At 73.5% G+C, this 12,427-nt stretch carries 12 protein-coding genes and 3 pseudogenes; 7 read left to right on the top strand and 8 right to left on the bottom strand.

What is annotated here, in order from left to right; genetic code table 11:
• Nucleotides 1–284 precede the first annotated feature (284 nt).
• Nucleotides 285–905 (bottom strand): L-threonylcarbamoyladenylate synthase, encoded by a 621-nt coding sequence (locus tag ACFWR9_RS26570; RefSeq protein WP_383846393.1) that lies wholly within the window; start codon nucleotides 903–905, stop codon nucleotides 285–287.
• A 158-nt stretch (nucleotides 906–1,063) separates the two neighbouring features.
• Here ACFWR9_RS26570 and ACFWR9_RS26565 point away from each other — a divergent pair, with 158 nt between their 5' ends.
• Nucleotides 1,064–2,596: a helix-turn-helix domain-containing protein gene (locus ACFWR9_RS26565; protein WP_383846392.1), complete on the top strand. Its 1,533-nt coding sequence runs from the start codon at nucleotides 1,064–1,066 to the stop codon at nucleotides 2,594–2,596.
• 197 nt (nucleotides 2,597–2,793) lie between these two features.
• Here ACFWR9_RS26565 and ACFWR9_RS26560 read toward each other — a convergent pair.
• The 3 genes and pseudogenes from ACFWR9_RS26560 to ACFWR9_RS26550 all read right to left on the bottom strand — a co-directional run.
• Nucleotides 2,794–3,057, bottom strand: a pseudogene (locus tag ACFWR9_RS26560) (alcohol dehydrogenase catalytic domain-containing protein); the annotation flags it as partial.
• 49 nt (nucleotides 3,058–3,106) lie between these two features.
• Nucleotides 3,107–3,331, bottom strand: a pseudogene (locus ACFWR9_RS26555) (SDR family NAD(P)-dependent oxidoreductase); the annotation flags it as partial.
• Complete coding sequence (locus ACFWR9_RS26550) at nucleotides 3,313–4,170, bottom strand: fructosamine kinase family protein (protein ID WP_383846391.1); 858 nt, start codon at nucleotides 4,168–4,170, stop codon at nucleotides 3,313–3,315. The gene ACFWR9_RS26550 and the pseudogene ACFWR9_RS26555, both read right to left, overlap by 19 nt.
• A 111-nt stretch (nucleotides 4,171–4,281) precedes the next feature.
• Here ACFWR9_RS26550 and ACFWR9_RS26545 point away from each other — a divergent pair, with 111 nt between their 5' ends.
• Both ACFWR9_RS26545 and ACFWR9_RS26540 read left to right on the top strand, forming a co-directional pair.
• Nucleotides 4,282–4,605: a hypothetical protein gene (locus ACFWR9_RS26545; RefSeq protein WP_383846390.1), complete on the top strand. Its 324-nt coding sequence runs from the start codon at nucleotides 4,282–4,284 to the stop codon at nucleotides 4,603–4,605.
• A 67-nt stretch (nucleotides 4,606–4,672) separates the two neighbouring features.
• Nucleotides 4,673–5,437, top strand: coding sequence for a maleylpyruvate isomerase family mycothiol-dependent enzyme (locus tag ACFWR9_RS26540; RefSeq protein WP_383846389.1), 765 nt, complete (start codon nucleotides 4,673–4,675; stop codon nucleotides 5,435–5,437).
• A 43-nt stretch (nucleotides 5,438–5,480) separates the two neighbouring features.
• Here the strand turns inward: ACFWR9_RS26540 and ACFWR9_RS26535 are convergent, their stop codons facing one another.
• Both ACFWR9_RS26535 and ACFWR9_RS26530 read right to left on the bottom strand, forming a co-directional pair.
• Nucleotides 5,481–6,755, bottom strand: coding sequence for an SLC13 family permease (locus ACFWR9_RS26535; protein WP_383846396.1), 1,275 nt, complete (start codon nucleotides 6,753–6,755; stop codon nucleotides 5,481–5,483).
• A gap of 69 nt (nucleotides 6,756–6,824) precedes the next feature.
• Nucleotides 6,825–7,358: a DoxX family protein gene (locus ACFWR9_RS26530; RefSeq protein ID WP_383846388.1), complete on the bottom strand. Its 534-nt coding sequence runs from the start codon at nucleotides 7,356–7,358 to the stop codon at nucleotides 6,825–6,827.
• Nucleotides 7,359–7,474: 116 nt separating this feature from the next.
• Here ACFWR9_RS26530 and ACFWR9_RS26525 point away from each other — a divergent pair, with 116 nt between their 5' ends.
• A complete protein-coding gene (locus tag ACFWR9_RS26525) occupies nucleotides 7,475–8,107 on the top strand; it encodes a GNAT family N-acetyltransferase (protein WP_383846395.1) in 633 nt (210 codons plus the stop codon).
• A 24-nt stretch (nucleotides 8,108–8,131) separates the two neighbouring features.
• Here ACFWR9_RS26525 and ACFWR9_RS26520 read toward each other — a convergent pair.
• A pseudogene (locus ACFWR9_RS26520) lies at nucleotides 8,132–8,323 on the bottom strand (metallophosphoesterase); the annotation flags it as partial.
• 79 nt (nucleotides 8,324–8,402) lie between these two features.
• Between ACFWR9_RS26520 and ACFWR9_RS26515 the strand changes: the two are divergent.
• Both ACFWR9_RS26515 and ACFWR9_RS26510 read left to right on the top strand, forming a co-directional pair.
• Entirely contained in the window at nucleotides 8,403–9,641 is a 1,239-nt protein-coding gene (locus ACFWR9_RS26515; protein ID WP_383846387.1) for an RNA-guided endonuclease InsQ/TnpB family protein, read from the top strand.
• A 326-nt stretch (nucleotides 9,642–9,967) separates the two neighbouring features.
• Nucleotides 9,968–10,279 (top strand): hypothetical protein, encoded by a 312-nt coding sequence (locus ACFWR9_RS26510; protein WP_383846386.1) that lies wholly within the window; start codon nucleotides 9,968–9,970, stop codon nucleotides 10,277–10,279.
• Nucleotides 10,280–10,303: 24 nt separating this feature from the next.
• On the opposite strand, the gene ACFWR9_RS26505 is transcribed toward ACFWR9_RS26510, so the two are convergent.
• Nucleotides 10,304–11,485 carry a PP2C family protein-serine/threonine phosphatase gene (locus ACFWR9_RS26505; RefSeq protein WP_383846385.1) on the bottom strand — a complete coding sequence of 394 codons (1,182 nt, stop codon included), beginning with the start codon at nucleotides 11,483–11,485 and terminating at the stop codon, nucleotides 10,304–10,306.
• Between the two features lie 209 nt (nucleotides 11,486–11,694).
• Here ACFWR9_RS26505 and ACFWR9_RS26500 point away from each other — a divergent pair, with 209 nt between their 5' ends.
• On the top strand, nucleotides 11,695–12,312 hold the full coding sequence (locus ACFWR9_RS26500; protein ID WP_383846384.1) for a hypothetical protein: 618 nt from the start codon (nucleotides 11,695–11,697) through the stop codon (nucleotides 12,310–12,312).
• Nucleotides 12,313–12,427 lie beyond the last annotated feature (115 nt).

The following is a 12,427-nucleotide window of genomic DNA, read 5'->3' as shown; positions in this document are numbered from 1 at the left end:
GCGAACACCGAGATATACACCTCTATATTCGTCGCCAGCGTCAGTTGTGTAAAAGACACAGCCCCACAGGGTTCTCGGTTTGTGCCAGCACAGCTACAGGGTGCCCTGCGGATTGAGGTCTCGGAAGGCGCGGGGATCGGCGGAGCCCCAGCCGGCGCCATCGGCGGTATCACGTGAGGAGTCAGACACCCGGGCACGGTAACAACGCCCGGACCGGGGGTGCGACGAGGGGAGCCCCGCCCAACTCCGTTGCCGGGCGGGTTGCTTCGGCGGTCGACCCGCTCCTACTCGAAGCGGGTCGTGTCTCCGGCGCCGTGCCGCACGATCTCCGCCTCGCCGCCGGAGAAGTCGACGACGGTCGTCGGCTCGGTGCCGCAGTCCCCGGAGTCGATCACCGCGTCCACCACGTGGTCGAGGCGGTCCTTGATCTCCCAGCCCTGCGTCATCGGCTCGTCCTCGCCGGGCAGCAGCAGCGTGCTGGACAAGAGCGGTTCGCCCAGCTCTGTGAGGAGTGCCTGGGTGACGACGTGGTCGGGGATGCGCACGCCCACGGTCTTCTTCTTCGGATGCTGGAGCATGCGCGGCACCTCCCGCGTCGCCGGCAGGATGAAGGTGTAGCTGCCCGGGGTGGACGCCTTGATCGCCCGGAACACGTCGTTGTCGATCTGCACGAACTGGCCGAGCTGCGCGAAGTCCTGGCACACCAGGGTGAAGTGGTGCCGGTTGTCCAGTTGCCGGATCGACCGGATGCGGTCGATGCCGTCGCGGCTGCCCAGTCGGCAGCCCAGTGCGTAGCAGGAGTCCGTCGGATACGCGATCAGCGCGTCGGAGCGGACGCTGTCGGCGACCTGCGCGATGCTGCGCGGCTGGGGGTTCTCGGGGTGCACGTCGAAGTACTTCGCCATTCACCGAGCTTATGCCCGTCCGCGTGCGGCGGCCGACAGGCCCCGTCGACGGCCCCGCGAGCCGCTCCCGGACCCTCGCTCCGGCCCCGCGCGCACGGCCATGAGGTAACGTCCCCGACCTGGGCCGGGGGCGAGGCGAGGACGAGGAGAAGGCCGACGTGGCGGGCCGAGAGGACGGGACGGGACAGCGGGCGGCGGGAGCCGGTGAGTACGCGGGATGGGCCGAGGAACTCCTCGACCACCTGCGGCCGGCCGGCCGCGACCTGAACAGGGTCATGACCTGGCTGGCCGGCGCCGCGGACGCCGCCGTCTCGCTCCAGGACGGCACCGGCCGCCTGCTGGCCGGCACCCGCCTCCCGCTGGACGAGGGCCTGGTCGCGGACATCACCGGCGGCCGGATCGCCTCCGCCGCCCTGGAGGACGGGGGCCGCCAGGTGCGGCTCGTCCGCGTGGCCCGGTCGCACCCGGCGCCCGACGCCGTCCTCGCCGTTGCCCGCGAGGCCCCCTTCGACCGGCGGGCCTCCGACATCGTCACGCACACCGCCCAGGTGCTGGAGCTGCTGCTGGCCGGACACGAGTCGGCCGCGGCCGGACACCGGCTGCGGCGGGCCACCTCCGACCTGCGCCTGGCCATCCTGCAACTGCTGATGGTGGAGGACACCGTCTCCGCCCGCCGGGTGGCCGCCGGACTCTGGCCGGGCCTCCTCGACACCGACACGGCCTGCTTGTACGTCGTGGAGAGCAGCCCCGGGGAGCGGGACCGCCTGGCCGAGGAGTGCGTGTCGGCGACGGAGGAAGGGGCGCTGGTCGTGCGCTGCCCGGCGATGGACGGACACGTCATCGTGCTCGCCCCGCGCGACTCGGCCGGCCGGGAGCTGCGCACGCTCGTCGGCGGCCTGCCCGGCGTGTTCCTCGGGGTCAGCGCCCGGCAGGGCCTCGCCCGTACCGCCGCCGCGTACGGACAGGCGGTGAGCGCCCTGGCCGTCGCCCGGTTCCGGCCGGAGCAGGCGGCCGTGTACGCCGAGCGGACCCGCCCCGAGCTGCTGATGGAGCCCGCGGCCCTGCACGGCTGGACGGCCCGGATGCTGAGCCCGCTCGACGCCCTGCCGCACCACACCCGCGCCGAACTGCTGGCCACCACCCGGCTCGGCCTGGAGTTCACCGCCGTCAACACGGCGAAGATCCTCGGGGTCAGCCGCAACACGGTCCGGGCCCGCATGGACCGCGTCGAGGGCCTGCTGCGCACCGACTTCGCCGACCTGACCGTCCGCGCCGCCGTCCACCTCGCCCTGAACTCGCAGGTCGGCCTCGCCGAGCCGCCGGGTGGGGCCGCCCCGGACCGGCCCGGGGCGGCCGGCCTCACCGACCTGCTGTCCGGGCCCGCGCTGCGCACCTGGGCCGGTGACCTCCTCGGCCGCCTGGCCCCGGACGGCCGGGACCTGCGACGTACCCTGCGCACCTGGATCGCCGTCGGCGGCAACGCCGAGCGGGCCGCCCAGCGGCTCGGGATGCACGCCCAGACCGTCCGCGAGCACGTCCGCAGCGCGGAGCCGGTCCTCGAACGCCAGCTGCTCGCCGCCGGCAGCGACCTGTACGAGGTCGTACTCGCCCACCTCGCCGAGGGAGACCTCGGCGGACCACCGCTGCCAGGGACGAAACCGGGCCATCCGGACTCACCTGTGCACGGGTGAGTCCTTCCGGCCCGGCAGCGGGCACCGGCACGATTCACAACGGCGGAGCCGTCCACGTAGGTTCGACCGCACCGGGGGCACGACCGGAACGGGGGACCGGTCGCGCCCCCGACGCCGTCGCGCGGACGGCCGCGGTCCGGGAGCCGGTCAGCCGTGCGGCAGGATCACCGCGCGGCCGTTGACCTCGCCCGCGTGCAGCCGCTCGTACGCACCGCGTCGCCCTCGTTCAGCCCGGTCACCCCGGCGCCGAGCGCGGCCACCGTGCCGACGCCCTCGTGGCCGAGGGTGAGGGGAAGCTCGTAGGGGAGACTCTCGGCCGTCCGGCTCATCACCGCGATATCGGAGTGGCAGACGCCGGCCGCGGTCACCTTCAGCAGCACCTGGCCGGGGCCGGGTTCCGGGTCGGGGACCGTGACGACCTCGGGCGGGGCCCCGATGGTGCGGTACCGCACTGCCTTCATGGTCGAACTCCTTCTTTCTCTCCCCCGGGACGGGTTGTGCGGCGGACGCTCAGACGGCCGTGTAGGCGCCGTCGACCAGGTGATAGCCGCCCGCCACGAAGGACGCCCGGTCCGACAGCAGGAAGGCGATCAGCTCGGCGCCGGCGGTCCTGGTCAGCCCGACGACACCGTGCTTGGCGGCGACGTAGGCGGGAGAGCCGCCGAGGATGGAGGCGACGTTGACGATGGCGCCGCCCTTGCCCGCGGCCCCGGCTCTCACCCCGCCACGCGTGCTGCCGCGAGGGCCTGTTCGGCGTACCCGCGTCCGAACAGGACGGCGTGCACCAGCAGCGGGAACAGCTGGTGCACGCCGACGCGGCCGGCCCAGCCGTCGGCGAGCGGCGCGCTCTCCCCGTACGCCGCCATGATCCGCTCCAGGTGCGGGCAGCCGAAGAGGCGCAGCATCGCCAGGTCGGTCTCCCGGTGCCCGCCGTGGGCCGCCGGGTCGATCAGGTGGACGTGCCCGTCGTCGCCCCAGAGCACGTTGCCGTTCCACAGGTCGCCGTGCAGCCGGGCCGGCGGCTCCGCGGGACCCGCGAGGCCGGGCAGCCGGTCGCAGACCCGCTCGACGTCGGCCGCCTCGGCCGCGGTGACCGTGCCGTCGTCCACCGCGTGGCGCAGATACGGCAGCACACGGTGCTCGGCGTACCAGGACGGCCAGTCGCTCCCGGCGGCGTTGCGCATCGGGGCGAGTCCGATGTAGGCCTCCTCGGGCCCGCCGGGCGGCGCGGCTCCGAACGCGGGCGCCCCGGCGCCGTGCAGCGCGGCCAGGTCCCGGCCGAACCGGGCCGCCGCCTCCGCGTCCGGCCGGCCCTGCGGCACCCGGTCGGTGACCAGCCGTCGCTCGTCGTGGCCGTGCACCACCGGAATCCGCACCGTGCCGGCCTCGGCCAGCCAGCGCAGCCCGGCGGCCTCTGCCCGCGCGGCACCCGGGCCGTCCGCGACCTTGACCATCACCGTGCGGCCGTCGTCGAGGACGACCTCCGCGAGCGAACCGGACAGCCGGCGCTCGGCGGTCGCCGGCCGTCCGGTGAACCGCGCCGCGACGGCCGAGTACGAGGAGTCGGAGCACACGGCCACCAGCCTAGGTCCGCGCCGCCGCACCGGGACCCGACTGCCGCCGACCCGGTGAAAAACGCCCGGTACGCCGATCGAAGACCGCCGGGGCGGGGGATCAGTGGGACTATGACCAGTTCAGCGTTCCAACGCACCATCATCCTGCCCGCCCCCGTGTGCCAACAGGCCGCACAGCATCTCGAACACGCGGTGCAGAAGGCCATCGACGGTGCCGCGACGCCCTGGCGCGCCTTCCGCACCGCCGACGGCGACGACTTCGCGTTCTCGGTCCCGGTCGTCGAACAGGCCGCGGGCTGCCTGCTGGTGCTGGCCGCCGAGAGCGCCCAGAGCCTGCGCCCCTCCGCGCTGCGCGCCCTGATCACCGTCGCGCTGCACCTGCGGGACGCGGCCGAGGCCGTCCGCCGACCCGCGCTCCCCACCGGGACCTGGTGAAGCCCGGGCGCGACTGGGCAACGAAAAGACCGTGCCGCGCTCCTGAACGTGTGTTTGGCTCTGCGGCATGGAGTTCACGCGCTTCCTCGACTGCCTCGCGGCCGACTACGACCGCATGCGGTCCGTCGTCGAGACCGACGCCGCCGCCCCCGTGCCGACCTGCCCCGGCTGGACGGTCGCCGATCTGACCCGCCACGTCGGCGAGGTCTACCTGCACAAGACCGTCGCCATGCGCGAGGGCGTCGAGCCCGAGCCCTGGCCGCCGAAGGAGTTCGCCGAGGAGGAGCCGGCCGCGCTGCTCGACCGGGGGTACACGGCGCTGCGCGCCGAGTTCGCCACCCGCGCCCCCGGGGACGCGGCCGCCGGCTGGTACGGCCCCGACCAGAGCGTCGGCTTCTGGATCCGGCGGATGGCCCAGGAGACCGTCGTCCACCGCATCGACGCCGAACTCGCCACCGGCCGGCCCGTCACCCCCGTACCGGACGACCTCGCCGTCGACGGGATCGACGAACTGCTCAAGGTCTTCGTCGCGTTCGCCGTCGCCGAGTGGGGCGAGTACTTCACCGAGATCCTGGACGGCTCCCCGGGGCGCACGTTCCTCGTGCGGGCCGGTGACGCGGCCTGGCGGGTGCGCACCGGGCCGGGGGAGTTCAGTGTGTCGGACGGCGAGGGCGACAGCACGGCCGACGTGACGCTGAGCGGCCCCCCGGAGGCGGTACTGCGCCGGCTCTGGAACCGGACGGGCATCGAGGAGGACGACGGCGTGAGCGTCGAGGGCGCCCCCGAGGCCGTCGAGGAACTGCGGCGCTGCATCGTCGTCGCGACCCAGTAAGCGACCCAGTAGGTCCCGGCCCAGTGACCACCCGCCGCCGACATCAGGGGCCGATGAGGCGCAGCGTCCCCCACAGGGCCACGGTCGACGCCGCGACCGTGGCCGGCACGGTGAGCAGCCCCAGCAGCGTGAACCGGGCGAGGTTCACCTCGATGCCGTGCCGGTGCAGGATGCGCCGCCAGAGCAGGGTCGCGAGCGAGCCGACGTAGGTGAGGTTCGGGCCCAGGTTCACGCCGATCAGCACCGCGAGCACGTGCGCCGGTCCGGCGGGCGCGGCCAGCGGGAGCAGGGCGAGGACGGCCGGCAGGTTGTTGACGACGTTGGCCAGCACCGCGGCCACCGCCGCCACCCCGAGCAGCGCCGGCAGTGAGTCCCCGTCCGGCAGCAGCCGTCCCAGCCCGGCCGCCGGGCCGCCCGTCACCACCGCCTGCACCACGACACCGAGGGCCAGGACGAACACGCAGAACAGCGGTGACGCGGCGCCCACCATCTCCCGGGGCGTCACATGCCGTCGGGCCGGCGCCCGCAGACCGAGCACCAGAACGCCGGCCAGCGCCGCCCACGCGGGGTCGAGCCCGACGGGGGAGGAGAGGGCGAACCCGGCCAGGGTCATGGCCACGACGACGACGGTGAACCGGGGGACGGCCGGGGCGGCACGGCGGGCGGCCGCATCCGGCGCGGGCGCGGCGGCCGGCTCGTTCAGGTCCGCGCGGAAGAAGCGCCGGAACACGGCGTACTCCACGGCGATCGCGGCCAGCCAGGGCAGCGCCATCAGCGCGGCGAACCGGGTGAAGCTCAGGCCGCTGGCCGTGAACGCCAGCAGGTTGGTCAGGTTCGAGACCGGCAGCAGCAGCGAGGCGGAGTTCGACAGGTGTGCCGTGGCGTACACGTGCGGGCGGGCGCGGGCACCCGCCCGGGACGCGGTGGCGAGGACCACGGGGGTCAGCAGGACCGCGGTGGCGTCCAGACTGAGCACGGCCGTGACCGCGCAGGCCACGGCGAACACGCCGGTCAGCAGGCGCCGCGGACTGCCCCCGCAGCGGCGGGCCACGGCCGCGCCGACGGCCTCGAACAGGCCCTCCTTCGCGCACAGGTACGCCAGCATCAGCACCAGCGCGAGGAAGACGACCACCGGCAGCAGCGCGCGCGTCTCCTCCCACGCCTGCTGCGGGGTGACCGTGCCGAGCGCCACGGCGAGCACGGCGGCGGGTACGGCGGCCACCGCCTCCGGCAGGCCGCGCGGACGCAGCACGGCGAAGGCCAGAACGCCAAGGAGCAGGACGAAGGGGACGGCCTCGGAGAGGGCGGTGGTACTCAGGACTTCTCTCCTCGGATGCCCGCGACGGCCCGTGCGGCCGGTGCGGCCCGGCTGGAGCTGCCGATTCTGTCAGTGGCCCAGCTTCGCCCGGACGCCGCCCGCCGTCGCGGCCGGGCGGGCCGTGGCCCGTACCGAACGCCGGACCAGGTGGGCGTCGTGCCGCAGCCCCTTCGCGGCATGCCGGCCGCGCCACAGGAGGGACGGCCGGCCGGCGGTGTCGTCGGCCGCGATCAGCAGACCGCCCATCATGGACAGGTTCTTGAGGAAGTGGATGCGCTGCTGCGCGCGGTCCGCCGGGTCCTCCGCCTCCCAGAACCGGTGGCCCGCCAGTGTGGTGGGCACCAGCGTCGCGGCGAGGGCCAGTGCGGCCACCCGGGGGCAGCGGCCCAGCCCCAGCATGATCCCGCCCACCACGTGCACGGCGCCGTTGAGCCGTACGAGTTGCTCGGTGCTGTCGGGCAGCGCCGACACGCGCTCGGTCACCGGCCGCACGACCGGCTCGGCCGCCGGTGCCACGTCCTGGGGCCTGCGCAGGGAATGCAGCCCGCCCGCGACGAACATCGAGGCGAGCAACGGGCGGCCGGCCGTACGCAGAAGACTCATGACGCTTTCTCGCTCTCTTTGAAGGTGTCGCTCACTCAGATCATCGGATGCCCGGTTCGGTCGGCGCCATTCGGCCGCTACTTGTGGGAGCGCTCCCAAGAGGGGAGGATGGCGTGGTGATCCCGACTGCCGCCGTACGTCCCTACCGTCCCGCCGACGCCGCCGCCCTCGACGACATCTGCGTCCGCACCGCGCACAACGGCCGCGACCGCCGGCCCGTGTACGCCGACCCCTCCGTACTGCCCGCCGTCTTCGCCGCCCCGTACGTCCATCTGGACCCCGGCCTGGCCTTCGTGCTGGACGACGGGGAGGGACGGGCGGTCGGCTACATCCTCGGTACGGCGGACACGCCGCGCTTCGCAGAGGAGTTCCGCGGCACCTGGCTGCCGCGGGTCGCGGACCGCTATCCGGCGCCGCAGGGGCCGCCCGACGGCCCGGACGCGGTCATGGCCGGGCTGCTGCACGATCCCGAGCGGATGATCGTCCCCGAACTGGCCGCCTACCCGGCCCATCTGCACATCGACCTGCTGCCCGAATGGCAGGGGCGCGGATACGGGCGGGCGCTGATGCGGGAGTTCCGGCGGGCGCTGCGGGAGCGCGGCGTACCGGCCGTCCATCTGGTCATGGGCACGGCCAACACGCAGGCCAGGGCCTTCTACGACCGTATGGGCTTCCACGAGATCGAGGTGGCGGGCATGGATCCCGCGGACGTCACGTGCCTGGGACGGGCGACGGAGGACGACGCCTGACCGACGCCCGATCCGGTCGGTGCGTCAGGCCGCGTTCAGCTGGTAGACGTTGAAGGCGCGGCGGATCACGGGCTGTGCGACGTTGCGCACCCGTACCCCGCCCGCCGTCATGCCGTGCTCCGTGCCCAGGTGGGCGTGGCCGTGGACGGCCAGGTCCGCGCCGGCCGTGTCGATCGCCTCGGCGAGCAGGTAGCTGCCGAGGAACGGGTAGATCTCCACGCGGCAGGTTCACCCGGTCGGGGGATCGGGAGGGAACGTGCGGTGGATGGTCGGACGGGTGTGTACGTTGGTGATCGTGAAGCTGACGGTGCAGGTGAGACTGCTGCCGACGCCGGTGCAGGCGGCGGCGCTTGAGGCGACCCTGCGTGCCTGCAATGAGGCGGCCACCTGGGCCAGTGGCGTGGCGTTCGAGAAGGACGTGAGGCGGAATTTCGCGCTGCGCAGGCTTGTCTACGACGAGGTCAGGGCCCGGTGGGGGCTGGGCGCGCAGGCTGCCCAGCATGTGGTCAAGAAGACGTGTGATGCGTATGCAACGCTGCAGGCGAACCTGAAGGCAGGGAATCTGGGGAAGCCCGGTTCGAAGCGTTACCGCCGGGCGGCCGAGAAACCGGTCTGCTTCCGGCCCCAGGGTGCGCAGCCCTATGACGACCGGATGCTGTCCTGGCAGACGGTCGAGAGACGGGTCTCGGTCTGGACGGTGGCAGGGCGCATCAAGGACGTGGCGTTCACCGCCTCGCCGGAGCAGCTGGCCGCCCTGGCCCTGCACCGCAGAGGCGAGTCGGACCTGGTGTGCCGGGACGGCATGTGGTTCCTGAACGCCACCTGCGAGGTCCCCGAAGCGCCGACGAACTCCGATCCGGTGGACTTCCTCGGCATCGACCTGGGCATCGTCAACATCGCCACCACATCGGACGGTGAGATCATGGCCGGACGCGAGCTCAATCGTGCGCGCGTCCGAGAACGCGGCCTGCGCGCCAGGCTGCAGCGCAAGAACACCCCGTCCGCCAAGCGCCGTCTGAAGAAGCGGCGTCGCAAGGAGGCCCGTCGGGCCAGGGACGTCAATCACAAGATCGCGAAGCATGTGGTGGCCGAGGCTGAACGCACCGGTCGCGGGATCGCCCTGGAGGACCTGACGGGCATCCGCGAGCGGGTACGGCTTCGCAAGCCCCAACGGGCCACCCACTCCAGCTGGGCCTTCGCCCAGCTGGGGCAGTTCATCGCGTACAAGGCCCGCAAGGCGGGGGTGCCGGTGGTGCACGTCGATCCGGCGTACACCTCCCGCACCTGCGCCGAATGCGGGTACATCGACAAGGCGAACCGGGTCTCGCAGGCCTGGTTCGCGTGCCGGTCCTGCGGATTCGTTGATCACGCGGACCGGAACGGCTCCCGCAACATCCGCGCCAGAGCGTGGGAGTTGTGGCGACGCGGGGCCCCGTCAACGGCCCCTGCCCCACCCCGAACACCTCGGAGTGGGACTGGACGCAAACGCAGCATCACCGCCAGTGATGCCCGTTGTGCAAACCCGGCGCCATAGCGCCGGGTAGTTGACGGTCGAACCCACCTGCTTGGCGGCCTGCAGGATCGCCTGGTTGCGGTCGACCGGCAGATCCTCGTGGCCGGGCTCACTCGGGGGAACGAGCCCGGGGTCCCCCGTTGCCGGACGGAGCTCGGAAACGCCGGCGCGCTGATCGAGAGCGTGGTCGTCGGCGGGCTGCCTCATCGTTGTCCCCTTCCCGGGCGGTCACCGTCGTCGGACCGGAACGGACCGGCCTCCCCTGGAACGCGGGTACCCGGCGCGCCCCCCACGACACGGCGGCGCTCCCCGAGGTGCGGTCGGGGGATCGCGGGCACTCGGACGGCATGAACGACAAGCGGATGCGACAGCGGACCGCCTCCGAGGACCGCCGGACCGTGGAACGGCTGGTGGCGGCGTGGCTGGCGGAGACCGAACGGCACGACGCCGGCGCGGCCGACGAAGCCCGCACCGGCTGGGAGGAGGGCGCCCTGTCCGAACCGGCCGCCCAGGACCTGGCCACCTGGGTGACCGCCCGGATCACCGACACCGGATTCACCGAGGACGAGGGCCCCTACGTCGAGGGCCACGTCCGGATCACGCCGTCGGACAAGGACACCGTGCACGCCTGGCTGCGCGCGCGGGGACACAGCGTGTGAGGCGATGACCGCCCGGTCCGCGCGTCAGCCGGACGGCGGCCGCCACTCGAACATCAGCAGTGTCGCGTCGTCCCGCAGCCGGTCCTCCTGCATGGCCAGGATCGAGTGGATCAGCCGGCGCAGTGACTCCGGCGCCAGTTCGCCGCCGGCCGTGGCCCGGATGACGTAGTCGGCGAACCGTTCCAGGCCCAGCAGTGTCGCCTCCGGGGTCCGCGCCTCCACGACACCGTCGGTGTACATCAGCACCCGGTCCCCGGGCTCCAGCGAGATCTCGTGGGTCCGGCGCGGCCGGGAGGTGAGCTGCGCCGGCAGGCCCATGGGCGGATCGGCCTCGCGCTCCATGGCGTCGATGACCAACCGCTGGTCGCGGATCAGGATGGGCGCGGGGTGACCGCAGTTGGCCCAGCGCAGCACCCCCGTGGCCAGGTCGAGCTGGCAGACGACCGCCGTGCAGAACTGGTTCGGCAGCCAGGCGGACAGCGCTTCGTCCACGGCCGTCACCAGCTCGGGCAGCTCGGCGCCGGTGCGCCGGGCGTTGCGGCAGGCGGCCAGGGCGAGCGCGCTGGTGAGCCCGGAGGCCAGGTCGTGCCCCATCGCGTCCAGGACGGCCACGTGCAGCGTCGTCTCGGTGAGCGAGTGGTCGAAGGCGTCGCCGCCGATCTCGTACGCGGGTTCCAGGACGGCCGTCGACACGACCTGCGCGTTGCCGATGGTGCGCGGCGGCAGGAAGGCGCGGAGCATCTCGGCGGGCAGCCGCATCCGTTCGGTGCGGGTGCTGCGGACGTAGGAGTCCTCGTAGGCCCGCTTCGAGGTGATCATCATGGCGGTCAGGGAGGCGAGCGCCCGGCCGCGGGTGAGCGACGACGCGGTGAGCGCGGTGTCGTGCACGGCCAGCACGCCGAGCCGCTCCGCGCCGTCCAGCAGCGGGAACCAGGCGGTGACGCCGTCGGCCCCCGACTCCTCCACGCGCAGCGCCTGCGTACGGTACGCCCACCCCGCCAGCGACCCGTCGACCGGAAGGGCCGACGCCATGCCGGTCTGCGGGACGAGATGCCGCTGCTGGAGGTCGACGAGGTAGACCACGGTGTGCCGCAGACCCAGGGAGTGGGAGCAGCGGGCCACCGCGGTGGGCAGGTCCAGGGTGAGGTGGGCCGGATCGGCGAGGAACTCCTGGAGCGTCGCGTAGCTCGGCTCCGACGTGGACACCTCGGCTCCTCTCCTCGGCGGTCCCGCGACGGCGGGGGACGCTGCGCAGCAGTCTCGCACCGCGTGCCCGGCCCCGCCCGTCGGGCGGACGGGGGCGACCGGCCGAAACGGGCGGTCCTGGAGGGCAACCCATCGGGGCCGTGCCGAGTCGTACTGGACAAGCCGTACCGAGACCGACACACACTCCGATGATCTGACATGGGGGAAACATGTACGTCCGTGCCCGAGGGGTCCGTACCGTGGCGACCGCGCTGGCGGCCGGCGCCGCGTTCGCCATGACCGCCGTCCCGGCGAACGCGGCACCACCGCGATCCGCCCCGCCCGCCTTCCTGGAGCCGGCCGAACTGCCGCCGCACCCGTCCTCCGACTGGTACGCCGGACCCGTCACCGCCGGGCAGCCCGACCCGCTGCCCATGTGCGTCGGCGACGCGCTGCCGTCCACCGCCTCCCACCGCCGGTACTGGACCGAGTACGACACCGGTGCCCTCCAGGTCACGGTCGTCGAGCGCAGCACGCGGCACGCCGTGCAGCTCGCAGGGCTGCTGCGGAAGGACCTGGCCGACTGCGCGCGGGAGGTGATGGAGCGGTATCCCGACATCACCGCCACGCAGAAGTACTACGGCCGCCTCGACGTGGAGGAGGGCGCTCACGTCTACGGCGTCCACACGGTCGCCGAGTGGGGCGCCTCCGACATCGGCCTGTTCTCGGTCGGCCGGGACGGCAGGACCGTGACCGTCGTGCAGTGGGGCCAGATGGGCACCTTCGAGCACGCGCAGGTGGCCGACTTCAGGGACACCACCGTCACGGCCGTCGACAAGCTCAGCTGAACGCACGGGGGGCGGGCCGGGGGTCCGGCCCGCCCCCCCCGCGGGGGGGGCGCGTGTCCCCCACCCCCCCGCCCCCCCCGGCTCGGCCTTCCAGCCCTCTGGCACGTCCAGCGTC

The sequence above is a fragment of the Streptomyces sp. NPDC058534 genome (assembly GCF_042717365.1).
In the GTDB taxonomy this organism is placed as follows: domain Bacteria; phylum Actinomycetota; class Actinomycetes; order Streptomycetales; family Streptomycetaceae; genus Streptomyces.
Note: the sequence above shows the minus strand (reverse complement) of the source record. Positions and strands in the feature narration are given on the sequence as shown.

Excerpts from the sequence above, each read along its gene's own strand:
- ACFWR9_RS26510 (WP_383846386.1), top strand. The coding sequence starts at position 9,968 with ATGAACGACAAGCGGATGCGACAGCGGACCGCCTCCGAGGACCGCCGG.
- ACFWR9_RS26545 (WP_383846390.1), top strand. The coding sequence starts at position 4,282 with ATGACCAGTTCAGCGTTCCAACGCACCATCATCCTGCCCGCCCCCGTG.
- ACFWR9_RS26500 (WP_383846384.1), top strand. The coding sequence starts at position 11,695 with ATGTACGTCCGTGCCCGAGGGGTCCGTACCGTGGCGACCGCGCTGGCG.
- ACFWR9_RS26570 (WP_383846393.1), bottom strand. The coding sequence starts at position 905 with ATGGCGAAGTACTTCGACGTGCACCCCGAGAACCCCCAGCCGCGCAGC.
- ACFWR9_RS26540 (WP_383846389.1), top strand. The coding sequence starts at position 4,673 with ATGGAGTTCACGCGCTTCCTCGACTGCCTCGCGGCCGACTACGACCGC.
- ACFWR9_RS26530 (WP_383846388.1), bottom strand. The coding sequence starts at position 7,358 with ATGAGTCTTCTGCGTACGGCCGGCCGCCCGTTGCTCGCCTCGATGTTC.